A 22,972-nucleotide genomic window follows, 5' to 3' on the forward strand; every position below is an offset into this window, starting at 1 on the left:
AACATGGCAGCAGTAAATATGCGCGGGATCGTCAAGGACTTCGGTCCCGTGAGAACCCTTTTCGGTATCGACCTCGATATTGCCGACGGCGAGTTCGTCGTCTTTGTCGGGCCATCCGGTTGCGGCAAGTCGACCTTGCTGCGCACGATCGCCGGCCTGGAGGATATCAGTGCCGGCGAGCTGAAGATAGGCGGCGTGCGCGTCAACGAACTGCCACCGGTCAAACGCGGTATTTCGATGGTGTTCCAGTCGTATGCCTTGTATCCGCACATGTCGGTATTCGAAAATTTGGCCTTTGGCCTGAAGCTGGCCGGCAAGAGCAAGGCCGAGTACACGCCGGCGGTCGAGCAGGTGGCGAAAGTCCTTCAGATCGAGGCCCTGCTGCAGCGTCGTCCCAAAGATCTGTCGGGAGGACAGCGTCAGCGCGTGGCGATAGGCCGTTCTATCGTGCAGCGTCCTGGCGTCTTTTTATTCGACGAGCCCTTGTCCAATCTGGATGCGGCCCTGCGGGTGCAGATGCGTATCGAGATCGCGCGGCTGCGGCGCGAGTTGCAGACCACCATGATTTATGTGACGCACGATCAGGTCGAAGCGATGACCCTGGCCGATCGCATCGTGGTGCTGCGCGCCGGCCGTATCGAGCAGGTCGGTACGCCGAACGAGCTCTATCATCAGCCGGCCAACCAGTTCGTCGCCGGCTTTCTCGGGTCGCCGTCGATGAATTTCCTGACGGGCACGCTGGCCGCCCTCGACGGACAGGGCGCGACGATTGCCCTGCCCGACGGGCAGCGGCTGCAGGTCGCGGTCGACGCGAGCGGCGCGAGTCTTGGCGATGCCGTGACATTGGGCGTCCGTCCGGAGCACATCACCTTGTGCGACGCCGGCAACGTTTTGCAGGCGATGGCAGTTACGACCGAACATCTCGGCGATACCTCGGTGTTGTACCTGGAGGCCTCGGGCGCCGAGGTCCCGATCGCCGCCCGCATTCCGCCGCTGCAGCAGATCGTGCCGTGGGATCGCTGCTCGCTGTGTTTCGATCCGAAGAACGGGCATTTATTCCGCGCAGATGGCTTGTCCTTCCGTCGCCTTTATCCGACGATCGTATAATCAATCGTCATAATTTTGCTAGCACGAGGAGTCGTAACATGCAAATTACACGTCGCTGTTTCGCAAGCATGGTTGCCCTGGCTGTCGCCGGCGCTTTTACCGCTGCGCCGGTCATGGCCGCTTCGGGCGAGTTGGTGGTCTGGATCAACGGGGACAAGGGATATCGCGGCCTGGCGCAGGTCGGGGAAAGTTTTACCAGGGATACCGGCATCAAAGTGGTCGTCGAGCGCCCTGAAGACGCGGCCGGCAAGTTCCAGCAGGCCGCCGCCGCTGGCAAGGGGCCGGACATCTGGATCTGGCCGCACGACCGCCTCGGCGAATGGCAGTCGGCCGGCTTGCTGTCTCCTGTCAATCCGGGCAAGGCCGTTCGCGACGGAATCGATCCCATCGGCTGGAAAGCGTTCACGATCAAGGGCAAGACCTGGGGCTATCCGATTTCCATCGAGACGGTCGCCCTGATCTACAACAAGGATCTGGTGCCGACTCCGCCCAGGACCTTCGACGAAGTCGCCGCGCTCGATAAAAAACTGGCGGCCAAAGGCAAGAAGGCCATTCTGTGGGACTACACCAACACCTATTTTACCTGGCCGCTGCTGGCGGCGGGCGGAGCCTATCCGTTCAAGCGCCTGCCTGACGGCACCTATGATGCGAAGGCCGTCGGCGTCAATACCCCGGGAGCCGTGGCCGGCGTGAATACGCTGATGAAGCTGATCAATAGTGGCGCGATGCCGAAGGGCGCTTCTTATGCAGACATGGATGCCGGCGTCAACAAGGGCCGTATCGCGATGATGATCAGCGGCCCGTGGGCCTGGGATAACCTGAAGAAGAGCCATATCAATTTTGGCGTGGCGCCTATCCCCAGCGTCAACGGCCGACCGGCCGCGCCCTTTGTGGGCGTCCTGGGCGCCATGGTCAATGCATCGAGCAAGAACAAGGAGCTGGCTGTCGAGTTCATCGAGCACTATATGCTGACTCTGCCCGGCCTCAAGACCATCAATGCCGATGTGCCGCTGGGCGTGCCCGCCAACAAGGCTTTCTACGCTCTGCTGAAATCCGACCCCAATATCCGGGCCACCATGCAAAGCGCGCAAGCCGGTGCGCCGATGCCGAACAATCCGGAAATGGGCCGTTTCTGGTCGACGATGCAGACCACGTTGCAAAACATCACCCAGGGTCGTCAGACGGTCAAAGCCGGGCTTGATGCAGCCGCGCAGCGTATTGCCGCACACGACTAAGGTGGTGGGCCGCCCTGCGAATGCGGGGCGGCGCAGAAATCAAGGAATCTGACAGCATGTTACGGAATAAAACACAGTGGTTTTTGCGGGCGGCCGGAGTGTCGATGCTGGCGCTCGGCTTCTGGCTCGTGTGGCTGGTGTCCCGCGCCGGCCACCCCTGGATGGCGCTCGCCGGCGTGGTCGCGCTTGGCGCTTCCGGCTGGGTGTTCGTGTCGCCACGTGCCTACGCCTGGCGCTATCTCTACCCGGGGGTGGCCGCCGTGCTGATTTTCGTGGTGTTTCCGGCGTTGTATACGGTCGGCATCGGTTTCACCAATTACAGCTCCTCCCATTTGCTCAGCTATGAGCGAGCCACTGCCTACTTGCTCGATCAGACCTACTCGACGGGATCGGCTCCGCTGGCGCTACAGGTCTATCATGACGGCGGCCGGTTCCGCCTGCAGTTAAGCGATGACAGCGGCAAGTTGTGGGGTACGGAGGCACTGGCGCTGAATACCGGCGAGACGCGGACTCTTCTCTTGCAGCCGACTGCCGCCGCCAGCGGCGCCCCGGCCTCCCTGCGCGAGCTGATCGCTTTGCAGGCCAGCCTCAAGACGCTTGTTTTGCGGCGTCCGGACAGCCCCGTTCTCTACCGGCAGACCGGTTTGCGCGAATTTTCCGAGGCGTCACCCCTGTTCAGCCGCCGCAGCGACGGTACGCTGCATAACAATCAGACCGGAGAGTCGGTCCGTCCCGACTTTGTGCAAGGGGTCTACCGCGGAGCGAACGGCGAGGCGATGGAGCCCGGCTTCAGCGTCAATGTGGGCTGGGATAATTTCAAGGCGCTCTTCACGCATCCCGAGTTTCAGGCCCCCCTGTGGCGCATCTTTGTCTGGACCGTGCTGTTTGCTGCCTTGTCGGTCCTGTTCACCTTCTGTCTCGGCTTTGTGCTCGCCACGCTGCTGAGCTGGGAAGCGTTGCGGGGGCGCACGCTGTATCGCGTGCTGCTGTTCATGCCGTATGCCGTCCCCGGTTTTATCTCGATCCTGATTTTCCGCGGTTTGTTCAACGAAAACTTCGGTGAAATCAATATGGTCCTGCACAGCATGTTCGGGCTGCGCCCGAGCTGGTTCTCCGATCCGTTGCTGGCCAAGATCATGCTGTTGATGGTGAATACCTGGCTCGGCTACCCCTACATGATGTTGCTGTGCATGGGGCTGATCAAGGCGATACCGTCCGACCTGTACGAAGTGGCTGCCATTCATGGCGCGGGCGCGTGGACCAAACTGACCCGCATCACGCTGCCCTTGATCATGAAACCGGTGATGCCCTTGCTGCTGGCTTCGTTTGCCTTCAACTTCAACAACTTCGTGCTGATTTCGCTGTTGACCGACGGTCGGCCCGATTTTACCGACAGTCTGGTGCCTGCCGGGACTACCGATATCCTGGTGTCGTATACCTACCGTGTGGCGTTCCAGGATTCGGGTCAGAACTTCGGACTGGCGGCGGCGATTTCCACTGTCATCTTCCTGCTGGTGGCGATTTTATCCCTGATCAATCTGCGGCTGACGCGCGTCAATGCGTCGGCGGCGCGATAAAGGAGGCCGATCATGGCTATGGTGCTCGATAGAAGTCACCGCGGACGCATCATCCTCACGCATGTGGCGTTGATCGCCTTGCTGGCGCTGACCCTGTTTCCCTTTTTGATGGTGTTGTCCATTTCCTTGCGCCCCGGCAACTTTGCCGCCGGCAGCCTGATTCCCGACACCATCAGTCTGGAGCACTGGAAGCTGGCGCTGGGGTTTCCCATTGTCGATGCGACCGGACGGGTCGTGCAGCCACCGTTCCCTGTGCTGCACTGGCTGTGGAACTCGATCAAGATCGCCTTGATGAGCGCGACGGTGATCTTGCTGCTGTCGACGACCAGCGCTTACGCTTTCGCCCGCCTGCGTTTCCGTGGTCGCGATTTTGGCCTGAATGCCCTGTTCCTGATGCAGATGTTTCCGGCGGTGCTGTCCCTGATCGCCATCTATGCGGTGTTCGACCAGATCGGCAGCTATATTCCGTGGCTGGGACTGGATAGCCACGGCAGCCTGGTACTGGCCTACGCGGGAGGTATCGCCCTCCATATCTGGACTATCAAGGGCTATTACGAAACGATCCCGGTCGAGATCGAGGAGGCGGCCCGTGTCGACGGCGCTTCGCATTTCCAGACGTTTGCCTATGTCCTGCTGCCGATGGCCGTACCCATCCTGATCGTGGTTTTCCTGTTGGCCTTCATCGGCGCCATCATCGAGTACCCGGTAGCCTCGGTGCTGCTGCATCAGGAACAGAATCTGACGCTCGCCGTCGGTTCCAAATTGTATCTCTATACCCAGAATTACCTGTGGGGCGATTTCGCCGCGGCGGCGATCCTGTCCGGGTTGCCCATCACGCTGGTGTTCGTGTTTGCACAGCGTTGGATGGTCAGTGGCCTGACGTCCGGCGGGGTCAAGGGGTAAGTGGTGTGAGTGCGAGAGTGTGAAGTGTAGTGTTGAGTGTCAAAGCGTGCTAGTGGTGAGGCCATGTGCTTCTCCGGCCGGATTTTCCGGCCGGTTTTTTTTATGCGCCAGCCCGGATGCCTTGCGCGCAAGCGCAACGGGACCGACTGCGGTACTCCATCCCGGCGGCCTGGAGGTGCACGTCGTCTGCCGGCCCGGAAAGGGGAGCCGTCAGCCGGAGGGGGCATCGCGCGGTGGAATCCGAAGAACGCCGAAGGCAGACCGCCGGCCTGATGAACGGGACGCGGATACGAGGCGGTGCAGGGCATTCAGGTGTTTTCGAGATAATCGAAGCCGGCCCAGTCTATCGAATAGGCGACTCTGCCCTGCGCCAGCCTGACCGCCCTGAGTAGTCCGCTCTGCTGCATCAGCAGCAGGTGTTCGTGCACGGTCTCGGCGCTATACTCGCATTTGCCCATGCGCCTGAGTTCGTTGAGCAGGCTCTGCTCTTCCACGAACTGGATGTGCAGCGTATGCGCGATTTTCAGAATGAAAAAAACCAGGGGTTCGTTGCGTGGCATGAGTGGTAGCAGGGGTGAAACGATGACAATTCCTTTATCTGTCATATCTCGGTCATACGTCAAGAAAAATGACAATTTTATTTCATGGTTAAAAAGCTATCCTCTATGAATAATGCATCGCCTTGTATCGCACAGTGCAGTACCGGGCTTGGCGACAATGTTTGTCGCGGGTGCGGCCGTACCTTTCTCGAAGTCGCGAACTGGAGCGTCATGAATCACGAGGCGCAGCAGCGTGTACTCGGGCGCTTGCCATCGCGGCGGGAGTTGCAGCGCATCGCTTCCGGTTTCGGCGGTCTGGCCGACATTGCCGAACGCGAGGGCGGCGAGTGGGGGGGGCTGCGCGTGCGTGGCCGCCTGGTATGGCTGCGGCGATCGCAAGAGGGCTGGCTTGTCGATTGCGGCGGCGCGAGCGATGTTGCGACTACAGATGACGCGCTGGCGCAGGCGATCGAACGCTGTCTGAGCGCTGCCGATGAAGGGGCGGGCAGAGCGCTTGATTGAAGATTTTAAGTCAGTTGAAAGCATTATGCTGATGTGCTGGAAATGTGCGGCCATTCAGGTAAGAATGCTGTACTTCCGATGAACATACCGTACGAGTATGGACGGAAGCAGGAGAGCAGAGCGATGGAGTGGTTCTGGCGTTGCTATCGGCTGGTCGAGGAGAAATTCTGGAACAGTCTGGGCAAAAAAATCGGTAGTTTCTTGTTTATCAGTGCTTTTCAATTAGTATCGGTGGTCTATGTCTATCATGTGCTATCGGATGTCCGTTCCGCGCTCGGCTCGGCACCCCTGTCTGCGTCTTCGGTTGCCGATCTGCAGCACAAGATAGACTCCGCGATGTTCTGGACTGTTGCCTTCTGGGGCGGCTGTCTGTGTTTCTCCTTGTTCATGATCTGGTATCTGCGCTATCTGATCGTGCGTCCCTTGCGGCGGATTATCTCGATTTTCAATGAAATCGGTGCCGGCGAGGGGGATCTGTCGCGCGATATCCCCACGATTACCTATGACGAAATACGCGAACTGTCGCAGTCGTACAATCTCTTCTTGCGCAAGATGCGGGAGATCATCAGTACGGTGCGCCTGATGTCGGTGCGTATCGCCCTCGGGTCAGCGCTGACGCGCAAGAACGTCAGCGAGTCCTTGCTCAGTGCCGAAGAACAGGATGTCATAGCCACCCAGGTGCGCGAAGCCAGCAATCAGACGACCGAGGGGACCGGACAGGTCAGCAGCCAGACTCAGGGCATCTCACAGACCACGAATACGAATCTGTCGATGGCGCGCGAATCCTATCTCGAGTTGAAGACCGTAGCGGAGCGCATCGACTCGATCAGTCACAAAGTCGGCCATTTCAATCTCACCGTCGCCGACCTCAATCAGCGGTCGGCAAGCATCAAGGCGATCGTGGATCTGATCAAGGATATCTCCGGACAGACCAATCTGCTGGCGCTCAATGCTGCCATCGAGGCGGCGCGTGCGGGCGAAGCCGGCCGCGGTTTTGCCGTGGTCGCCGACGAGGTGCGCAGGCTGGCCGAACGGGTGCGGGTGGCGACCGGGGAGATTTCGCTGAATATCGATGGCATGCTGAGCCTGGTGGCGGAAACCGGAAGCGAAACCGAAGACATCACCCGCGGGACGCGCGATGCCTGCGAGGTGGTGGCGCGCGCATCCGATCATTTCGGCCTGATGATGGGCGACTTCGAGACCACCAGCAACGGCCTGGGCGATATTGCCCATACCATGGAGCGCTTTGCCGACACCAGTCGCCAGGTGAACAGCTACGTTAACGAGATCCATCAGCTCGGGCAGCTGGTGCGTGGCCGGCTTAGCCAGACCGGCTCCACCGTGGTCGAATTGTCGGAGGCAGCAGAGCAGGTGCAGGAGCTGGTGTCGCGCTTCATTCTGGGGGAGGGCGCGCTCGATCGCCTCGCTGCGACAGCCCGCACCACGCGCGATGCGACGGCTGCCGTGCTGCGCGAGGCTTGGCGCCGGGGAGTCAATGTCTTCGATCAGCACTATCAGCCGATCCCGGGCAGCCATCCCCCACGTTTCCATACCGCCTACGACAGGGTGCTGGAAAAAATGCTGCAGCCCCTGTGCGACAGATATGCGGCGGAAAACGAGGGTTGCCGCTTCTGTGTGATGACCGACCTCAACGGCTACGCGCCGACGCATATGTCGGCGCTGTCGCAAGCGCCGACCGGCGACCCGGCGCATGATCTGCCCTTCTGCCGCGACAAGCGCACGTTCGACGATGTGGACGGTCTCAAATCGGCGCGCAACACCGAGCCGTTCCTGTTGCACACCTATACCCGCGACACGGGAGAGGTATTGTCCGAAATTTCGCTGCCGGTGATGGTGGAAGGCCGGCATTGGGGGTGTGTGAGATTCGGCTTCGCGCCGGAAGCCTTGCTGCAGTGAGGCCAGGCTGGACTGCACGGCGCGATGCGCCGTGCGCCTAGGGTTTGCTCGTGCTTCCGTTCTCCAGCATCGACGTGCAGTGCGGGCAGCGGCTCGCCTGCAGCGCAACGGGTGACAGGCAGTAGGGGCACTCGCCTTGACTCGGACCCGGACTTTCGGCCGGCGCTTCGCGCTTCAGCCGGTTGATGGCCTTGACCGCAATGAAGATGGCGAAGGCCACGATCAGAAAATTGACCAGCGCGTTGGCGAACAGGCCGAAATTGAGTGTGACCGCGCCGGCTTGCTTGGCGGCCGCCAGCGACACATAGGGGCCGGCGAGTTTGCTGCCATCCTTCAAGACCAGGAACAGGTTCGAGAAATCGACGTTTCCCAGCATGAGTCCGATCGGCGGCATGATGATGTCTTCGACCAGCGATTTGACGATGGTGGCAAAGGCGCCGCCGATGACGACACCGACCGCCAGGTCGATGACGTTGCCGCGCATGGCAAATTCCTTGAACTCCTTGATGATGCTCATCGGGTTTCCTTTGCGTCTCAGTATTATTCATTTTATTTAATTCGCCCTGTGCGCGCCACTCCGGCGCGGGCGCTCACACTTGAGCCGGCGCTCCGGCCAGACGGCGGACGATTTCCTTTACGGGTACGCCTCCGAGTACCGCGCCGCCCATGATCAGGAAAATGGCCAGCGTGGCCGCCGAGTTGAGCTCGGCCTGCCCGCATACCACCAGCAGCAGGGTCGACAGCAGCGGCGTCACATAGGCCATGGCGCCGATCTGGCGCGGGTCGCCTTGCGTGACGGCGCGGTTCCAGAACAGATAGGACGCCCCCATGGGGCCCGCGCCCAGCAGCACCAGTACCAGCCATTGACGCGTGCTGACGATGGCGGAGGGTTCGAACAGCTGATGGCACAGCAAGGCCAGCAGCCCCGAGGCCAGACAGAAGCCCCCGACCGCGGCGTTGTTGAAGGCTGGCAGACGGCGCGTGAACACGCTGTAGCAGGCCCAGACCAGAGCGGCTCCGAGAGCGAGCAGGTAGCCCGGAATATCGGCGGTGACCAAGTTCAGACTCCCTCCTGTCACGATCAACCCTGCGCCGGCGAACCCCAGCAAGCTGCCCAGTATATGGTTCAGGCCGATACGGCTGCCAGGCAGCGCCAGCGGTGACAGTAGCACCAGCAGCAGTGGCCATATATAGCTGAGCAGGTTGGCCTGAAGGGTCGGCGCATGGCGGAAAGCGCTGAAGATCAGCAAGTGATAGCCGAAGATGCCGAAAACACCGTTGAGGAAGATGTTGGGCGCCACCTTCCACTGCCGGGCGTGCGGCAGCGACAGCGTGCTGCCAATACACAGGCCTGCGCCGGCGACAAAGAACGGGGGCAGGCTGCGCAACTGGGTTCCCAGGGTGGCAAACAGGGCCCATAGCGCGATGGCGCCGAGGGCGAAGAGGGCTGGTTTTCGATTCATGATGCGGCAAGGGCAAGGGTAATGCCGCGAATTGTACGCACTCGAGTGGTGCATTGGAATAACTATCTTCAAATAAAGATAACTGTAAGGCCTTGTTTTAGCTGTCTTGCCCGCTGTCTTTCAATAGGCCGCCGGAGTGAGTGCGCCGGCCCCGCTGTCGTAGGCGCTCAGCAGGGCATCGAGCAGCCGGCGGCCGTGCGCGGGCAGGCTGGCCGCATCGCGAACGCAGATCTTGAGGTCGCGGATGGCCCAGGCATCTTCCAGTTCGATCACGTGCAAGGCGTTCAGCGGCGCATAGCGGCGCGCGATGCGGGACGGCAGGATGGCCAGTCCGGCCCCGGAGCCGACCAGGCCCGCCAGCGACTGGTAATTGTTGGTGTGGACGCGATGGCGCAGGGCCTTGCCCTTGAGTCGCGCCATATCTTCGAGGAATAGCTGGATCGCGCTGTATTCCGACAATCCGACAAAGGGGTAGTCGAGCGTTTGTGCAAAGCCGATGCGCAAGGAATGGCTGAGCTCATGGTCGAGCGGGGTGACCAGGACAAGACGGTCGCGCGCGAAAGGAAACAGGCTCAGCCTTTCTACGCCAAGTGCGCTGTCGAGAATGCCGATGTCGGCTTCGCCTTCTTCGATGGCGCTGACGATCTCGCGGCTTGGACGTTCGAGTAGACGGATGTCGATGTCGGGTTCGCGGGCAAGGAAGCGCCCGAGCACGTCGGGAAGAAAGACCGTGCTGGCCACGGTATTGGCCAGCAGCCGGATCTCGCGCGTCAGCCCGCGGCTGATGTCGCCCATTTCGCCGTTCAGGCGCGCACTCGCTTCCAGTACGCCACGGGCATGAAACAGCAGGACCTCGCCGGCCGGCGTCAGCACCACGCCGCGCGAGTGCCGCTCCACCAGCCGTACCGCGTACAGCTCTTCCATCTTTTTCAGGCGCTGGCTGGCGGCGGACAGGGCCATCGGCAGCTGCAGGGCGGTCTCGCTGAGGCTGCCGGTCTCGGCAAGGAGAGCAAACAGACGCAGGTCGACAAAATCGAGGCGCATAAGGTTTCGTCTTTCGCGAAATCAGACTGCAGTAATGAGAGAGGAGGGGCATACGCTGCGAAGGCATAATGCGCGTATCCAACAAGGCGATATCATGCAACAGATTCTTGCTCTTACTCAATCACTAAGCTGGCCTGCCTTCACCAAAAATAAAGGCATTGTGCTGGCCATTCTGTCCGCCGCCGGCTTCTCCGCCAAAGCGATCTTTGTCAAACTCGGGTTCCGCTATGGCGCAAGCGCCGAAGCGCTGCTGGCGATGCGCATGCTGATTGCGATGCCATTTTTTCTGTGGATGGCCTGCATCAGCACGAATCCGAGCACCCTGCGCAAAATGGCGCGGCGTGATGTCGCCATGATCGTGATACTCGGGCTGCTTGGCTACTACCTGACCAGCCTGTTCGATTTCATCGGCCTGCAGTATGTGTCGAGCGGCCTTGAACGTTTGACTCTGTTTCTCTATCCGACCCTGGTGCTGGCGATTTCCACGCTCTGGCTCGGCAAGCGCTATCCGAAGAGTGTCTGGTACGCCGTCGCCCTGGCTTATGCCGGTGCCGGACTGGCCGTGGCGCACGATCTCGGAGACAGTACTTTCGGCCCCACGGTTTTTCGCGGTCTGGCCTGGGTCGGCGGCAGCATGGTGACCTATGCCCTGTATATTGCCGGCTCCGGTGAAGTGATCAAGCGCGTCGGTGCGACCCCCTTTGCCGCACTGGCGACGCTGGTGGCCTGCGTGGCCGTATTGCTGCATTTTGCCATAACCCAGCCGCTGACCACGCTACAGATGCCATGGCAGGGGTATGCCGTGTGCGCGGCGATGGCGCTGATCAGCACGGTATTCCCGGTGTGGGCGCTCAATCAGGCTATTCGCAACCTGGGGGCGGGGCGCGCGGCATCCATCAGCACCTTCGGGCCGGTTGTGACCATTTTTCTCGGGTGGACCGTCCTCGGCGAGAGTATCTCCTGGATGCAGGTTGTCGGAGCGATGCTGGTCGTCACCGGGGTGGTCATCGTCTGCAAGAGTCGCAAATGACCGGCCGCCCGGCCTGAGGCCCTGCGGGGACGACGCCGTCGTTTCCGCGGGGCATTTTATTTCCCTTAAAGGTGTATTATAGATATTGTTTTATGCGGGACGGCGGGCTACCATGCCGCTATAGCCTCAATCAGGGAGGGCGATATGCCTGCCACTATTCCAGCGACCGAAGCCGATATTCTTGCCGCACTCGAAACCGTCCTCGATCCCGAGGTCGGGATCAATATTGTCGATCTCGGGCTCATCTACCGGGTCGCACTCGGCGATGAGGGCGTCCTTGTGCGCATGACCATGACTTCGCCTTCCTGTCCGATGAGCGAAACCGTACTTGCCGATGTGCGCGATGCCCTGGCCGCCGCGCTGCCGTCGTCGGTTACCGCCCGGGTCGAGTTGGTGTTCGATCCGCCATGGGATGCCTCTCGCATGAGTGCGCGCGCCCGTGCCTTGCTGGGGGTGTGATCGTGCCGCTTGCTCTGCTGCTTGCCGCCGCCTGTCTGTTGCCGCTTGGGGTCATGGCCGGGCTTGCCCGTCTCGGCGTGGCGATGCCGGCCGCGATCACGCTGCAGGCGGGGTGGCATGGCGTATTGATGATCCCCGTCTTCTTCACCGCCCTGATCGGGCTTGAACGCGCGAAGGCATGGGGGCGCTGGCCGGGGCTGCTGGCACCGCTGGCCGCCCTGACGGGCGGGGGGGCGCTGCTGTCCGGTGCGCCGCTGGCGGTTGTGCAGTGGCTGCTGGCGCTGGCGGCCCTCTGGCTGGCCGTGGTCAGCGCGATCCTCGCGCGGCGCCAGCTTGCACTCTTCACGGTGTTGCTGGTTGTGGCCGCTCTCTGCGATGCGGTCGGTACGCTGACCTGGATTCGTGCCGGAACGGCCGCGGCCTTGCCGGGATGGTTGGCTTTTCTGGTGCTGACCATCGCGGCGGAACGGCTTGAACTGTCGCGCTTGCTGACGCCGCCGCCACGGGCGCGGCGCGCGATGGTGGGGCTGGTCAGTGTGATGGTGGCGGCACTGTCGGTGACGCCTTTCGCTCTGGAAGCCGGTCTGCGCCTGTTTGCCCTGGCGCTGCTGGGCGTGGCCCTGTGGCTGGTCCGCTATGATGTCGCCCGTCGCACGATTCGACTGCCGGGCTTGCCGCGCTATATCGCGTTGTGCCTGCTTGGCGGCTATGGCTGGCTGGCGGCCTGCGCCATCGCCGCTCTCGGTGGTGCCCTGGTTCCGGGCGATCCGTGGCGTGACGCAACGATTCATATGCTGACCCTCGGCTTTATCATGGCCATGGTCTTCGGGCATGCCCCGGTGATCGTGCCGGCGTTGACCGGCTTGCGCGTGCGGTTTCATGCCGCCTGGTATTTGCCGCTGCTTGCCTTGTTCTGCTCGCTTCTGCTGCGCGTCGCGGCCGTGGACGATTTCGGTCGACGCGTGCTGGCCGCCGAGCTCAACGGCGCGGCACTCGCTCTGTTCATCTTCGTCCTGCTCTGTAGTCTGACGCGCCGCGCGCGCCATCATCCGGAATAAAACCATGCCGATGCTGAAACTTGAAGAACCCGACCGGCCGACTCCCGTGGGCATGCCCATATTGCGGCTGGGATTTCGACCGTTCTATCTTGCCGCCGCCGTGTTTGCCCTGCTGGCCGTCCCCTACTGGGTGCAGCAGTTGGCGGGAGGAGCCGCGTTGCCCGGCGTGCCCGGGGTGCTATGGCATGCCCATGAGATGGTGTACGGCTTTGCCGTGGCCGTGATCGCAGGTTTTCTGCTGACTGCGGTCGGTAACTGGACGGCGTTGCCCATGCCGCGCGGTCCGCGCCTGCTGGCCTTGTTCGCCGTCTGGTGCTGCGGCCGTCTGGCCCTGCTCGTGTCGGCCGGCCCGCTGGCGGCGGCGATCGATCTGGCCTTTCTGCCGGTGCTTGCCCTTTGCATTGCACGGCTGCTGTGGCGTGCAAAAAATCGTCGCAACACCTTTGTGCCCGTGCTGTTGCTGTTGTTGGCCTTGTGTAATCTTGCCTTCCACCTGGGGCGGCTCGGCGTGGTTCAGATGGATCCGACTCGTCCTCTGCATGGCGCGTTATACCTGATCACGGTGCTGGAGACGCTGATCGCGGGACGGATCTTGCCTATGTTCACCCGCAATGCGATTCCGGGATTGCAGCAGACTTTCCGGCCCTGGCTGGAGAGAATCGTGCCGGCGATCACGGTCGCTGCCTTCGCCGCGATTGCCATCGCGCCGCAATGGCTTCCCGGGGCCGCGCTCTGCCTGGTGGCGGGCGGACTGCACTTGCTGCGCCTGAGTGGCTGGGGGAGCTGGAGAACGCGCTCTCTCCCTATGCTGTGGATACTGCACCTCGGCTACGCTTGCATCGGACTGGCGTTGACGCTGGCCGCCTTCGCCGTGTGCGGATTCGCAAGCTGGGTGGCTGTGTATCACCTGCTGGCGGTCGGTGCGCTCGCGTGTCTGGTGCTGGGGATGATGATGCGAACGGCACTCGGGCACACGGGGCGCATGATCGGTGCGGGCCTGGCCGAGAAGACAGCCTTCGGTGCGCTGGTCTGCTCGCTGTTGCTGCGCATTGCGCCGCTGCTGCTGCCCTTGCCGGGAAATTACATCGGCTGGATGGCGGCTGCAGCGGCGAGCTGGAGTGCGGCCTTCGCAATTTATCTTGTGCGCTACCTGCCTGTTCTTACACGCCCGCGCATCGATGGCCGGGACGGTTGACGCACCCGGTTTGACCCGGCGGGCGGGCGAACATTACACTCATAACATTAAATATTGTTAAAACCATATGAACCTCACTCGCTTTAGCGACTATTCATTGCGCGTATTGATCCTGGCCGGAACCTATCCCGAACGCCTGGTGACGATTGCCGAGATCGCTGACGTGTATGCGATCTCTGAAAATCACCTGATGAAGGTGGTGCACCGGCTGGCCCAGATCGGGGTGCTCGACACCGTCCGCGGTAAGGGCGGAGGCTTGCGCCTGGCCCGCTCGCCGTCCGAAATCAATCTCGGCGCCATCGTGCGTCAGACCGAACAGGGACAGCCGCTGGTCGAGTGCTTCGGAGTCGAGGACAATCATTGCCGCATCGTCGCCGCCTGTGAGCTCAAGACCGTCCTGGCCGAAGCGCAGGCCGCTTTTTACGAGGTCCTGTCGCGCTATACCCTGGCCGATCTGTTGCGTCATCCGCGACAGATGGCTGCTTTGATTCCCCTCTTCGCCTGACCGTGCCCCTGCCTTCGCCGGGTTGGCTGCGTTTGCCCGGCGCGACGTCGAGCGACGATGGATTTGATCCCGGTTGCCATGATTGCGGCTTGCGCTGCCGCAGATAGACCAAGGCCGAAGCGGCGGCCGATCCTGCTGCCCCCTCGTGCCGTTCACGTGAAATGTGGCGCTTTTCGCCAGCCCGTTTGGATCATGCTCCATCAATCTTCCGGTACCGGTCCGATGTCCTCGTGCCAGGTGCGAAGTGCTCGCCCTGGCGCTGCGGGACGGCTTCGGCCTGGCGTTCCTGCCGGGCTGGCCCCTTATCGCCCGCTACCGGCAAAGGCCTGGACCCATTTCTCCGACTCTGTCCCGCTGCCGCAGCACAAGCCCGTGGCGAGCCAGGGGAGAGGCGACCGGACCGTGCCCCCCGCAGCAGAGGCTGCCGTTTCGGAACGGCAGGCCAGGCAAGCCCCGCTTGTGCACGGGGGGCGGGCAGCACGGCGGGTATCGCGATAGTGCGGCGCGGACGCCGAACAGAGCCGAAGCACCGGGCGGGCAAGGGGCGTATTTGAAGCGGTGAATGGCGAAGCGAGCCCATGCCTGGGGGGCAACAGGAAAGCCCGGATGGACCGCTGCGCCGTAGCGTGTGCGAAAATGAAAAAACCCCGGTCGCAGGCGACCGGGGTTTTAAATGGGGTGGCTCCCCGAGCAGGGCTCGAACCTGCGACCTGCGGATTAACAGTCCGTCGCTCTACCAACTGAGCTATCAGGGAATCGATGGGCTGAACTATACCGGCGGTCCTGCGGACTGTCAATTGCTTTTGTAAGTAAACAAGCTGTTTTTTATATCGGGTTAGCGCAAATGGTTATAAGTGGATGAATTGTAATGTCTTATGTTAGGTGTATATTTTGTTGATTTAACCCGGGTCGCCCCCATCTATCCGGTTTCGCCGCACTTGGCGGATCCGCTTCTATGCAATCGACTTGCGGCGGGTGTCGCAGGTGTGGAATGACTGTAGCGACGTTGGCCTTCCCGTCGCATAACTGTGAGTATCTGATATGAATACACAATGGCAAGCCTGGTTTAATCGACATGGCGTGGTTTTCGATGGTAATGCCGCTGTCGGGTTCGCAGAATATGAGCAACAGCTAAGCGCGCTGAAAAATGGGGCGGTTGTCAGTGCTCTCAACGGCTTTAGTGTGATTCGGGTAACGGGGGACGATGCACAGTCCTTTTTGCAGGGCCAATTCTCTTCCGATATTCTCGCCATAGATGAAACGAACAGTCAGCTCAGCAGTTATTCCACGGCGAAAGGTCGCATGCAGGCGACGATGCTAATCTGGCGCCAGCATGATGCATATTTTCTTCTAGTGTCTTCAGATATTGCTTTGGCATTTTGCAAACGTTTGTCGATGTTCATTTTGCGCTCCAAAGTCAAAGCCGAGGTCGTGGGTGGCGAGTGCATATTACTGGGATTGGCCGGCGCGGCGGCCGAGAACGCGGCGGGCGATGTTCCTTTCGAATCCGGCGCCGTGGCATCGCGCGATGGCGGTATCGCGCTGCGTCTGCCGAATGATGCGCTGATGCTGGCCCTCACGCCAGAAGCGGCTGCCGACGTGTTGGCGCGGCTGGGAGACGATGTCGTTCCGGTGTCGGCCGAAGTCTGGGGAATCCTCGATATCGATGCCGGGATTCCCTGGGTGACGTCAGCGACGGTGGAACAATTTGTCCCGCAGATGGCGAATATGGATCTGCTTGGTGCCGTGAGTTTCAAAAAAGGATGTTATCCGGGACAGGAAATTGTTGCTCGTACCCATTATCTGGGAAAGGTTAAACGTCGGCTTTACCGGGTCCGTATTCCGGAAATGGCAAGTAGCGGGGATAGTCTGTATTCGCCGGGATCGGCCGATCAGGCAATCGGTCAAGTGGTGAATGTGTCGCGTGAAACGTCTGGATGTGTTGCTCTGGCAGTGGTCCAGTCATCCCGCTGGGAGGATGGCGTATTTTTGCGGGGGCTGGATGGCGTGCGTTTGGAAAAACTTTCCTTGCCTTATAGTATAGATGATGAATAGAATTGAACATGTGGCCCTGGTCCTGTAGTTGCGTGCATTACACATATTGACATTCTCGGGGCCATTTCAATTCAACTGTTCTCACTATTATAAAACTCTCAAGGCGAACATTAAATGGAACTCTCCAATCTGGATTTTGCAGGATTGATCGCGCTTCGCTCGGACGTCGAAGCCGAAATCAAGCGTCGCGAGCACGAAGAAAAAGCCAAGGCCAAGAAGCAGATCGTGGAATTGGCCCGTACGCATGGTTTGAGCGTCGAAGAAGTGCTGGGCAAGGGTGTTGCCGTGCGCAAGCCGGTCGAAGCCAAATACCGTCACCCGCAGCAAGCCGAGCTGACCTGGACCGGCCGTGGCCGCAAGCCGGTGTGGGTTCAGACTTTGCTCGCCGCAGGCAAGACTCTGGACGACCTTAAGATCTGAAGATCCCAAGCCGTGTCCGGCTGCAGTGCCAAATGAAAAAGCCCGGTTTCCCGGGCTTTTTCATTTGGCACTGCAGCCGGGACAATCAGTCTCTCAGTCCACCCAGAACGGCGTAGATCGGCGACAGGATGGCTTCGCCCAGGCGCAGGCTGCGTTGCCCGTTCCAGCCGTAATCATCGTCCGGCAGGTTGGCATTGTCCTTGAACGGCATTTCCAGCGTCAGCGACAGACAGTCGAATTCATGGCCAACCCAGTTGCCGGCCCACGACAAGTCGCCCTTGGCCGTCTCCGCATAGCCATACTCGTCCTGAAAGTCCGGGCTGGCCAGTTTCAGATAATGGCCAAAGGAGTGTTCGAGCTGATGCAGGCGCGGACTGTCTGCTTCCACGCCAGAGCGGCCGACCAGAAAGACATAGGGCAGAGCCTCGTCCCCGTGCAGATCCAGGAACAGATCGACACCGGTCTCGCGCATTTTTTCCCGCACCAGGAATACTTCCGGGCTGCGCTCGGGGCTCGGCTCCAGCCATTCGCGGTTGAGATTGGCGCCGCGCGCATTGGTGCGCAGATTGCCATGTATCGAGCCATCGGGGTTCATATTGGGCACGACATAAAACGTGGCCCGGTCCAGCAGGGCGCGCGAGGTCGGATCCTGCGGATCAAGCAAGCGGTTGAGCAATCCTTCGACGCACCATTGCGCCATGGTTTCACCCGGGTGTTGGCGCGCGATGATCCAGATCTTCAGGTCGGACTCGACTTCATGTCCTATGGTGAGCAAGTCCAGGTCGCGTCCTTCGACCGTCGAGCCGAGACAGGTCACCTGGCACAGTCCGGAGCCCTGGGCCTGACCGATCAGATTCAAGTGCTGCTCGTAGGAGTAGGGCTCGAAATAGGCGTAGTAAATGCTGTTGGCCAGTGGCACATGCTCGACGGTCATCACTTCTCCGTCGAAGGAGGCAGGCACTCGAAACCAGTTGATGCGGTCATAGGACGCCATCAACTGGTAGTCGTCAAAGCCTTGCGGGTAGGTGCAGGCTCCGGCGTTAAGAAATTTGAGGGTGCATGGCTGGTAAGCCGCGCCTTGCAGGCGGAAATAAAACCACTGGGCAAAGTCTGACGCATTGTCGCGGCGGATGCGCAATTGAATATCATCGAAACTGTTCATGGCGACGATTTCAATGCTGCCGGCGTCAAAATGACTGCTGATTCTCATGCGCGAAACCTGTAGAGGGATGAAGCGTAAGACGGGATTGTAACGCTGTCTGCGCCGGCCATCCACGTGCTTGGACAAAAGGCGGGCAATCGAAGTGCAACGGCTGTCACCGCTAGGGCAAAAGCCGGGCCGACGAGCGTCGGCCCGGCCAGGGGAGTAATCAGGAGGCGCTGCGCTTGGATGCCGTCTTGACGGCGTCGGCGGTTGCGCTGGTAGCGGCTTTGACGCTGGTGTCGGTGAATTCAGCGACTTGCTGGGCGGCGCGAGTCAGGCTGTTCACGGCGGCAGCGGCGGCGGCGATGCCGGATTTGAATGCATTGACGGCTGCATCGGTGCCGGCAGGAGCGTTCTGCCCGAGCGTTTCTATATTGCTGAGAAAGGTCTTGTTCAGCGAACCGAGGTTTTCTTCGGTCAGCTTGGTCAACTGCGACTGGGTCTGAGAAACGATGTCATACAAATTTCTCGAGTTGGAAACGACTTTTTCCAGCGATTGGGTGGTCAGCTTGTTGAGTCGGGAGAACGCTTCTTGCGGGTCGCTTGCACCGGCCAGTTCACGAGCGGCTTTTACATTATCTTCCAGCGATTGCTTGGAAAGCTCAAGGTGCAGCTTGACTACGCGTTCGGTACTATCCAATGCGATCTGCGCGAAACGCAGCGCGCTTTCGAAACCATTTGCGGAGAGCTTGCTGAACTGCTCATTTGCGGCAACCATGTGTCTATCCTCGCTAGTGGTGAATAAGAGATATCTTGATCGAGTATAATATGACGCACTGCACAATGCCGGGGTAATGCGGCTTTGCTGAAGGCCGGTATCGACTATCGAGCCTTAGCCTGTTGTATTTATGGTAAATTATAGTGCGCAACACCAACAACAGGAGTGTTTTATGAGTGTTGAAAAGCGGGTCATAAAAAAATACCCGAACCGTCGTTTGTATGACACGGCGACGAGTTCCTACATAACGCTTGGCGATGTAAAGCAGTTGGTGCTCGACCAGGTCGACCTTCAGGTCATCGATGCAAAAACCCAGGACGACATCACCCGCAGCGTTTTGCTGCAGATCATTCTCGAAGAGGAAAACGGTGTCTCGCCGATGTTCAGCTATGAGGTCCTGACACAGTTCATCCGCTTCTACCCGCAGGCGATGCAAGGGATGATGGCTCCTTTCCTGGAAAAAAACCTGCAACTGTTTGGCGAGCTGCAGCAGAAACTGCAGGACCAGGCGCGAGCCTTGTATGGAGATAACGTGATATTCAATCCGAAGTTATGGGGAGAATTCACCAAATTCCAGGGCGCTGGCGTTCCTAATCTGATGTCGAGCTATCTGGAGCAAAGCAGGGGGATGTATCTGGAAATGCAGAATCGCATGCAGGAGCAGGCCAAGCAGTTGTTCGGCGGTTTCGGTTTTCCCCCTTTCGTCGTACCCGAAGACAAGGATAAGGATGAAGAAGGCAAGTCTTGATCCGGGCTGAACGATCGCGTCATCGCGCGGCGGGGCGAGTCTTGTGGCCAACCCCGCCCGGTAAGGCCCGTCCCTGTGCGCGGCCGTTTCTTTATCCCTTGCGCCCGCTGTTCGTTTTCCTGCCACCGTCTGTGGGTAGTTCTCATTACGCTTTTTACTATACGGTGCCGAGTAGTGGTACATTCAAACAATAGGCCGATTTGATACTCTTGGTCAACTCACCTGAAAGAGATAGATCGCAAGCATGTCGCTACTAACGATGCCAGTTGAGACCCTGCTGTCATTTGGGGTGCCTAGCTGCCTTCCCGAGACGCTATTGCATCAGGCCAAGGCCATGATGGCGGCTCGCCGCAGTGCATTCATCGTGGTCGTCGATGGAAATGGCACCTCGCTCGGCATCTGGGCGGAGCCGGGGCGCGCTGGCTTGCGAGGGGGGCGCTCCTACGGCCGAGACATGGCGATAGGCGAAGTCATGGACAGTCCCGTTGCAACCTTGCCGGCCGGAACAACGATAGGGGACGCGGCCTTGCACTTAAGTGCGCATGCCATCGAGCGCGCCATCGTGTTCTCTGAGTCGGGAGCACTGGGCGTTGTGTCTATCAGCGATATCCTGCACCATCTCGATGCCGGCGCCCCGTACGAGGCATCCGCCGCGTCAGGTGTCGCGGCGGACGGTGACGGGCGTGGCCAGCAGGCAGAACTCGCCAGGCTCGCGTCGGAGCGCGATCGCGCCGTGTCCGAATTGCGTGCCGTCCGGGCATTGAACCGGCATGTGCTTGATACGATGACCGAAGGCATCATGATTACGGATGCCGAAGGCGCTATCTTGTCGGTCAATGCGGCGTTCACTCGCATCAGCGGCTACTCTGCCGAAGAGGCCGTCGGGGCATCGCCCGCAATGTTCAAGTCGGGCTTGTATGCGCCGGAGTTCTATCGGGATTTCTGGCGGGCGATCATCATACAGGGAGAATGGGGCGGCGAGATGATCAACCGCCACAAGAGCGGTTGTCTGTATACCGAGTACCTGCACGTCACGACGGTTTACGCCGACGATGGTTCTGTGCGTTGCCGCGTCGCGGTGTTTTCCGATATCACGGAGCGCAAGCAGGCAGAAGACCGGCTGAACTATCTGGCCAGCCACGATGTCCTGACCGGATTGCCCAATCGCAGCGCGCTGCTTGAACGCCTGCACGCGAGCATTGCCCGGGCTGCACGGCGCGGCGCCCGTCTGGCCGTTCTCTGTATCAATCTCGACCGCTTCAAGCGTGTCAACGAAACGCTGGGACGCCATGTGGGGGATGCGGTGCTGGATCTGGCGGCGCGCGCACTGGTCAAGGCCATGCCTGACCGCGGCATGGTCGCCCGGCTGGCCGGCGATGAGTTCTGCATTCTGCTCGATGGTATCGACAGCCTCGAGCAGGTGGCGGCTCAGGCCAGGGCCGTGCTGGCGGCGGTGGCCGGTGAGCCGCAGATCGCCGGGCACGGCGTTTACCTTTCCGCCAGCATCGGCGTCAGCCTTTACCCGGACGATGGCCTGTTGCCCGAGGACTTGCTGGCCAATGCCGATCACGCGATGAACCAGGCCAAAGAGCGCGGCAAGAACACCTTCCAGTTCTACTCCGTGGATACGCACTCGCGCGCGCTCGAACAGATGCGCATCGAGTACGACTTGCACCGCGCGCTGGCCGCGCACGAGCTGGAGGTCTGGTACCAGCCCAAGGTCGAACTGGCCTCCGGGGGGATCTGCGGGGTGGAAGCCCTGATCCGCTGGCGCCATCCCGTGCTCGGACGGATATCTCCCGAAGCGTTCATCCCGGTTGCCGAGGACAGTTCCCTGATCGTTGGCGTCGGCGAGTGGGTGTTGCGCGAGGCATGCCGCGCCGCGCTCGACTGGCACCGGCGCGGCTTGATGCCGGGACGCGTCGCCGTCAACATCTCGGGTCGGCACTTCAAATTCGGGGGAATCGCCGAAACCGTTGGTGCCGTGCTGGCAGAGACGGGGCTGCCGGCACACGTGCTGGAGCTGGAGGTGACCGAGAGCGTGGCCATGGAGGAGGGCTGCGGCATGAGCGACGTCCTGCTGCGATTGCAGGCACTTGGCGTATTCCTGACGATAGACGATTTCGGCACCGGCTATTCTTCTCTTTCCTACCTGAAACGTTTGCCGGTGTCGGCAATCAAGATCGACCGCTCATTCGTGACGGGCGTGCACAGCGATCGCGATGATGCCGCCATCACCCGCGCGATCATCTCGATGGCGAAGAGTCTGGAACTCGAACTGGTCGCCGAGGGTATCGAAAACAGCGAGCAGTGTGATTTTTTGATCGCGGCGGGCTGCCGGATCGGACAGGGCTATTTTTTCAGTCAGCCGCTGACGCGCGAGGCGTTCGAGAAGAGCTTGCTGGCTCAGCGTCCCCTGATCTGAGCCGGCCAGGGGCCGGGCTCAGACCTTGTAGGTGGAGAGCAGGATGCTGGTCTCGGTGGACGATATTCCCTGGATGGTCCGGATATGCCCGAGAACCCGGTTCAGCTGCTCCAGCGATTCCGCTTGTAACTCGGCCAGGATGTCCCAGCGGCCATTGGTCGAGTGCAGGGTGTGTACGCAGGGCTCCCCGCGCAAAGCCTGCACCACCGCTTGCGCCTTGTTGCCATCGACGGCGATATTCATCCAGGCACGAATGCGGTGGATATCGGCTTCCGGTTTGAGTCGCACCGTGTAGCCGACGATGATTCCACTTTCTTCCAGTTTCGCAATCCGATTCTGTACCGTTGCCCTCGATACCCGCAGCTTCTGTGCCAGCGTCGTTACGGACGTCCTGGCGTCGTCGCGCAGCAGGGCAAGTAGTTGGTGGTCGGTATCGTTCATGATCTGTCGATTTGCTGGTCAATGCTGACGAATTGAAAACAATAAAACAAGTTCGTGCGATTTGTACACTTCTATTTAGTATTTTTCTGATCTTATCTCAGCCTTTTTGGCACGCCCCATCTTTCGCCTCTCTGCTCTGGCTAAAACGTTCGTTCCATTTTGCGTAATAAGCTTGCCGTTTTGTCACTTTTTTCGCCAGTCTTTTCAATTTGTTCACTATGCCTTGACGTCGCCAGGTCAGAGAATGACGGCAGAAGTAAATAACAAGAAATTGAATAGGCGTCACATATTTATGTGTTTGTGTCTTGCCTTGGGGCTGGCTATGGTAATACCCACGAAACAAGGCGCAGACTTTTGAAAATAGCAGGGCACGCTCGCTAAATGGATCATTGATTAATTTTCGCATC

Annotated in this window: 23 protein-coding genes and 1 tRNA gene; 15 read left to right on the forward strand and 9 right to left on the reverse strand. The window is 60.2% G+C overall.

Annotation, left to right across the window (positions count from 1 at the left end; translation table 11 throughout):
• Positions 1-3 precede the first annotated feature (3 nt).
• From G520_RS21130 to malG, 4 genes are read left to right on the forward strand one after another with little or no spacing between them, the layout of a single operon-like run.
• A complete protein-coding gene (locus tag G520_RS21130) occupies positions 4-1,107 on the forward strand; it encodes an ABC transporter ATP-binding protein (protein ID WP_036664989.1) in 1,104 nt (367 codons plus the stop codon).
• A 38-nt stretch (positions 1,108-1,145) separates the two neighbouring features.
• Positions 1,146-2,342: a maltose/maltodextrin ABC transporter substrate-binding protein MalE gene (gene malE / locus G520_RS0101815; protein ID WP_028534178.1), complete on the forward strand. Its 1,197-nt coding sequence runs from the start codon at positions 1,146-1,148 to the stop codon at positions 2,340-2,342.
• 56 nt (positions 2,343-2,398) lie between these two features.
• Positions 2,399-3,919: a maltose ABC transporter permease MalF gene (gene malF / locus G520_RS0101820; protein WP_051228827.1), complete on the forward strand. Its 1,521-nt coding sequence runs from the start codon at positions 2,399-2,401 to the stop codon at positions 3,917-3,919.
• 12 nt (positions 3,920-3,931) lie between these two features.
• Positions 3,932-4,822 carry a maltose ABC transporter permease MalG gene (gene malG, locus G520_RS0101825; RefSeq protein WP_028534180.1) on the forward strand — a complete coding sequence of 297 codons (891 nt, stop codon included), beginning with the start codon at positions 3,932-3,934 and terminating at the stop codon, positions 4,820-4,822.
• A 308-nt stretch (positions 4,823-5,130) separates the two neighbouring features.
• Here malG and G520_RS0101830 read toward each other — a convergent pair whose 3' ends face one another.
• Positions 5,131-5,427, reverse strand: a complete 297-nt coding sequence (locus G520_RS0101830) for a hypothetical protein (RefSeq protein ID WP_156876827.1) — start codon at positions 5,425-5,427, stop codon at positions 5,131-5,133.
• Between the two features lie 60 nt (positions 5,428-5,487).
• Between G520_RS0101830 and G520_RS25315 the strand changes: the two genes are divergently transcribed.
• Positions 5,488-5,883: a DUF1289 domain-containing protein gene (locus G520_RS25315; RefSeq protein ID WP_281424688.1), complete on the forward strand. Its 396-nt coding sequence runs from the start codon at positions 5,488-5,490 to the stop codon at positions 5,881-5,883.
• Positions 5,884-6,006: 123 nt separating this feature from the next.
• Positions 6,007-7,800, forward strand: coding sequence for a methyl-accepting chemotaxis protein (locus G520_RS0101840; RefSeq protein WP_028534183.1), 1,794 nt, complete (start codon positions 6,007-6,009; stop codon positions 7,798-7,800).
• 37 nt (positions 7,801-7,837) lie between these two features.
• On the opposite strand, the gene mscL is transcribed toward G520_RS0101840, so the two are convergent.
• The 3 genes from mscL to G520_RS0101855 all read right to left on the reverse strand — a co-directional run bounded on the left by mscL (position 7,838) and on the right by G520_RS0101855 (position 10,307).
• Positions 7,838-8,317: a large conductance mechanosensitive channel protein MscL gene (gene mscL, locus G520_RS0101845; protein WP_036664991.1), complete on the reverse strand. Its 480-nt coding sequence runs from the start codon at positions 8,315-8,317 to the stop codon at positions 7,838-7,840.
• Positions 8,318-8,390: 73 nt separating this feature from the next.
• A complete protein-coding gene (locus G520_RS0101850) occupies positions 8,391-9,263 on the reverse strand; it encodes a DMT family transporter (RefSeq protein WP_028534185.1) in 873 nt (290 codons plus the stop codon).
• A 120-nt stretch (positions 9,264-9,383) separates the two neighbouring features.
• Positions 9,384-10,307, reverse strand: coding sequence for a LysR family transcriptional regulator (locus G520_RS0101855; protein WP_028534186.1), 924 nt, complete (start codon positions 10,305-10,307; stop codon positions 9,384-9,386).
• A gap of 94 nt (positions 10,308-10,401) precedes the next feature.
• Between G520_RS0101855 and G520_RS0101860 the strand changes: the two genes are divergently transcribed.
• The 5 genes from G520_RS0101860 to G520_RS0101880 all read left to right on the forward strand — a co-directional run bounded on the left by G520_RS0101860 (position 10,402) and on the right by G520_RS0101880 (position 14,554).
• Positions 10,402-11,337, forward strand: a complete 936-nt coding sequence (locus tag G520_RS0101860) for a DMT family transporter (RefSeq protein ID WP_028534187.1) — start codon at positions 10,402-10,404, stop codon at positions 11,335-11,337.
• Between the two features lie 144 nt (positions 11,338-11,481).
• Positions 11,482-11,796 (forward strand): metal-sulfur cluster assembly factor, encoded by a 315-nt coding sequence (locus tag G520_RS0101865; protein WP_028534243.1) that lies wholly within the window; start codon positions 11,482-11,484, stop codon positions 11,794-11,796.
• 2 nt (positions 11,797-11,798) lie between these two features.
• A complete protein-coding gene (locus tag G520_RS0101870; RefSeq protein WP_156876828.1) occupies positions 11,799-12,854 on the forward strand; it encodes a hypothetical protein in 1,056 nt (351 codons plus the stop codon).
• A gap of 4 nt (positions 12,855-12,858) precedes the next feature.
• Positions 12,859-14,049: an NnrS family protein gene (locus G520_RS0101875; protein WP_028534189.1), complete on the forward strand. Its 1,191-nt coding sequence runs from the start codon at positions 12,859-12,861 to the stop codon at positions 14,047-14,049.
• A gap of 67 nt (positions 14,050-14,116) precedes the next feature.
• Positions 14,117-14,554 carry an RrF2 family transcriptional regulator gene (locus G520_RS0101880; protein WP_028534190.1) on the forward strand — a complete coding sequence of 146 codons (438 nt, stop codon included), beginning with the start codon at positions 14,117-14,119 and terminating at the stop codon, positions 14,552-14,554.
• A gap of 679 nt (positions 14,555-15,233) precedes the next feature.
• On the opposite strand, the gene G520_RS0101885 is transcribed toward G520_RS0101880, so the two are convergent.
• A tRNA-Asn gene (locus tag G520_RS0101885) sits at positions 15,234-15,309 on the reverse strand.
• 286 nt (positions 15,310-15,595) lie between these two features.
• Between G520_RS0101885 and ygfZ the strand changes: the two genes are divergently transcribed.
• Positions 15,596-16,609 (forward strand): CAF17-like 4Fe-4S cluster assembly/insertion protein YgfZ, encoded by a 1,014-nt coding sequence (ygfZ, locus tag G520_RS0101890; RefSeq protein ID WP_028534191.1) that lies wholly within the window; start codon positions 15,596-15,598, stop codon positions 16,607-16,609.
• A gap of 114 nt (positions 16,610-16,723) precedes the next feature.
• The gene (locus tag G520_RS0101895; protein ID WP_028534192.1) at positions 16,724-17,029 is read left to right on the forward strand and encodes an H-NS histone family protein; all 306 of its coding nucleotides are present in this window, start codon (positions 16,724-16,726) and stop codon (positions 17,027-17,029) included.
• Between the two features lie 85 nt (positions 17,030-17,114).
• On the opposite strand, the gene G520_RS0101900 is transcribed toward G520_RS0101895, so the two are convergent.
• Together G520_RS0101900 and G520_RS0101905 are read right to left on the reverse strand one after the other, a co-directional pair.
• Positions 17,115-18,239 (reverse strand): M14 family metallopeptidase, encoded by a 1,125-nt coding sequence (locus tag G520_RS0101900; RefSeq protein ID WP_028534193.1) that lies wholly within the window; start codon positions 18,237-18,239, stop codon positions 17,115-17,117.
• A gap of 160 nt (positions 18,240-18,399) precedes the next feature.
• On the reverse strand, positions 18,400-18,951 hold the full coding sequence (locus G520_RS0101905; protein ID WP_028534194.1) for a phasin family protein: 552 nt from the start codon (positions 18,949-18,951) through the stop codon (positions 18,400-18,402).
• 172 nt (positions 18,952-19,123) lie between these two features.
• Between G520_RS0101905 and phaR the strand changes: the two genes are divergently transcribed.
• Entirely contained in the window at positions 19,124-19,699 is a 576-nt protein-coding gene (gene phaR, locus G520_RS0101910; RefSeq protein WP_028534195.1) for a polyhydroxyalkanoate synthesis repressor PhaR, read from the forward strand.
• A gap of 244 nt (positions 19,700-19,943) precedes the next feature.
• A complete protein-coding gene (locus G520_RS21135; RefSeq protein ID WP_084637410.1) occupies positions 19,944-22,124 on the forward strand; it encodes a putative bifunctional diguanylate cyclase/phosphodiesterase in 2,181 nt (726 codons plus the stop codon).
• An 18-nt stretch (positions 22,125-22,142) separates the two neighbouring features.
• Here the strand turns inward: G520_RS21135 and G520_RS0101920 are convergent, their stop codons facing one another.
• Positions 22,143-22,565, reverse strand: a complete 423-nt coding sequence (locus G520_RS0101920) for an Lrp/AsnC family transcriptional regulator (protein WP_028534196.1) — start codon at positions 22,563-22,565, stop codon at positions 22,143-22,145.
• Positions 22,566-22,662: 97 nt separating this feature from the next.
• Entirely contained in the window at positions 22,663-22,971 is a 309-nt protein-coding gene (locus G520_RS24730; RefSeq protein ID WP_156876829.1) for a hypothetical protein, read from the reverse strand.
• Between the last annotated feature and the right edge of the window lies 1 nt (position 22,972).

Source organism: Paludibacterium yongneupense DSM 18731 (genome assembly GCF_000422925.1).
GTDB lineage: Bacteria > Pseudomonadota > Gammaproteobacteria > Burkholderiales > Chromobacteriaceae > Paludibacterium > Paludibacterium yongneupense.

Excerpts from the sequence above, each read along its gene's own strand:
- G520_RS0101880 (WP_028534190.1), top strand. The coding sequence starts at position 14,117 with ATGAACCTCACTCGCTTTAGCGACTATTCATTGCGCGTATTGATCCTG.
- malG (WP_028534180.1), top strand. The coding sequence starts at position 3,932 with ATGGCTATGGTGCTCGATAGAAGTCACCGCGGACGCATCATCCTCACG.
- G520_RS0101865 (WP_028534243.1), top strand. The coding sequence starts at position 11,482 with ATGCCTGCCACTATTCCAGCGACCGAAGCCGATATTCTTGCCGCACTC.
- G520_RS0101840 (WP_028534183.1), top strand. The coding sequence starts at position 6,007 with ATGGAGTGGTTCTGGCGTTGCTATCGGCTGGTCGAGGAGAAATTCTGG.
- mscL (WP_036664991.1), bottom strand. The coding sequence starts at position 8,317 with ATGAGCATCATCAAGGAGTTCAAGGAATTTGCCATGCGCGGCAACGTC.
- malF (WP_051228827.1), top strand. The coding sequence starts at position 2,399 with ATGTTACGGAATAAAACACAGTGGTTTTTGCGGGCGGCCGGAGTGTCG.
- G520_RS21130 (WP_036664989.1), top strand. The coding sequence starts at position 4 with ATGGCAGCAGTAAATATGCGCGGGATCGTCAAGGACTTCGGTCCCGTG.
- G520_RS0101905 (WP_028534194.1), bottom strand. The coding sequence starts at position 18,951 with ATGGTTGCCGCAAATGAGCAGTTCAGCAAGCTCTCCGCAAATGGTTTC.
- G520_RS0101875 (WP_028534189.1), top strand. The coding sequence starts at position 12,859 with ATGCCGATGCTGAAACTTGAAGAACCCGACCGGCCGACTCCCGTGGGC.
- G520_RS25315 (WP_281424688.1), top strand. The coding sequence starts at position 5,488 with ATGAATAATGCATCGCCTTGTATCGCACAGTGCAGTACCGGGCTTGGC.
- malE (WP_028534178.1), top strand. The coding sequence starts at position 1,146 with ATGCAAATTACACGTCGCTGTTTCGCAAGCATGGTTGCCCTGGCTGTC.
- G520_RS0101830 (WP_156876827.1), bottom strand. The coding sequence starts at position 5,427 with ATGACAGATAAAGGAATTGTCATCGTTTCACCCCTGCTACCACTCATG.
- G520_RS0101855 (WP_028534186.1), bottom strand. The coding sequence starts at position 10,307 with ATGCGCCTCGATTTTGTCGACCTGCGTCTGTTTGCTCTCCTTGCCGAG.
- G520_RS24730 (WP_156876829.1), bottom strand. The coding sequence starts at position 22,971 with ATGCGAAAATTAATCAATGATCCATTTAGCGAGCGTGCCCTGCTATTT.
- phaR (WP_028534195.1), top strand. The coding sequence starts at position 19,124 with ATGAGTGTTGAAAAGCGGGTCATAAAAAAATACCCGAACCGTCGTTTG.
- ygfZ (WP_028534191.1), top strand. The coding sequence starts at position 15,596 with ATGAATACACAATGGCAAGCCTGGTTTAATCGACATGGCGTGGTTTTC.
- G520_RS0101900 (WP_028534193.1), bottom strand. The coding sequence starts at position 18,239 with ATGAGAATCAGCAGTCATTTTGACGCCGGCAGCATTGAAATCGTCGCC.
- G520_RS0101850 (WP_028534185.1), bottom strand. The coding sequence starts at position 9,263 with ATGAATCGAAAACCAGCCCTCTTCGCCCTCGGCGCCATCGCGCTATGG.
- G520_RS0101895 (WP_028534192.1), top strand. The coding sequence starts at position 16,724 with ATGGAACTCTCCAATCTGGATTTTGCAGGATTGATCGCGCTTCGCTCG.
- G520_RS21135 (WP_084637410.1), top strand. The coding sequence starts at position 19,944 with ATGTCGCTACTAACGATGCCAGTTGAGACCCTGCTGTCATTTGGGGTG.
- G520_RS0101860 (WP_028534187.1), top strand. The coding sequence starts at position 10,402 with ATGCAACAGATTCTTGCTCTTACTCAATCACTAAGCTGGCCTGCCTTC.
- G520_RS0101920 (WP_028534196.1), bottom strand. The coding sequence starts at position 22,565 with ATGAACGATACCGACCACCAACTACTTGCCCTGCTGCGCGACGACGCC.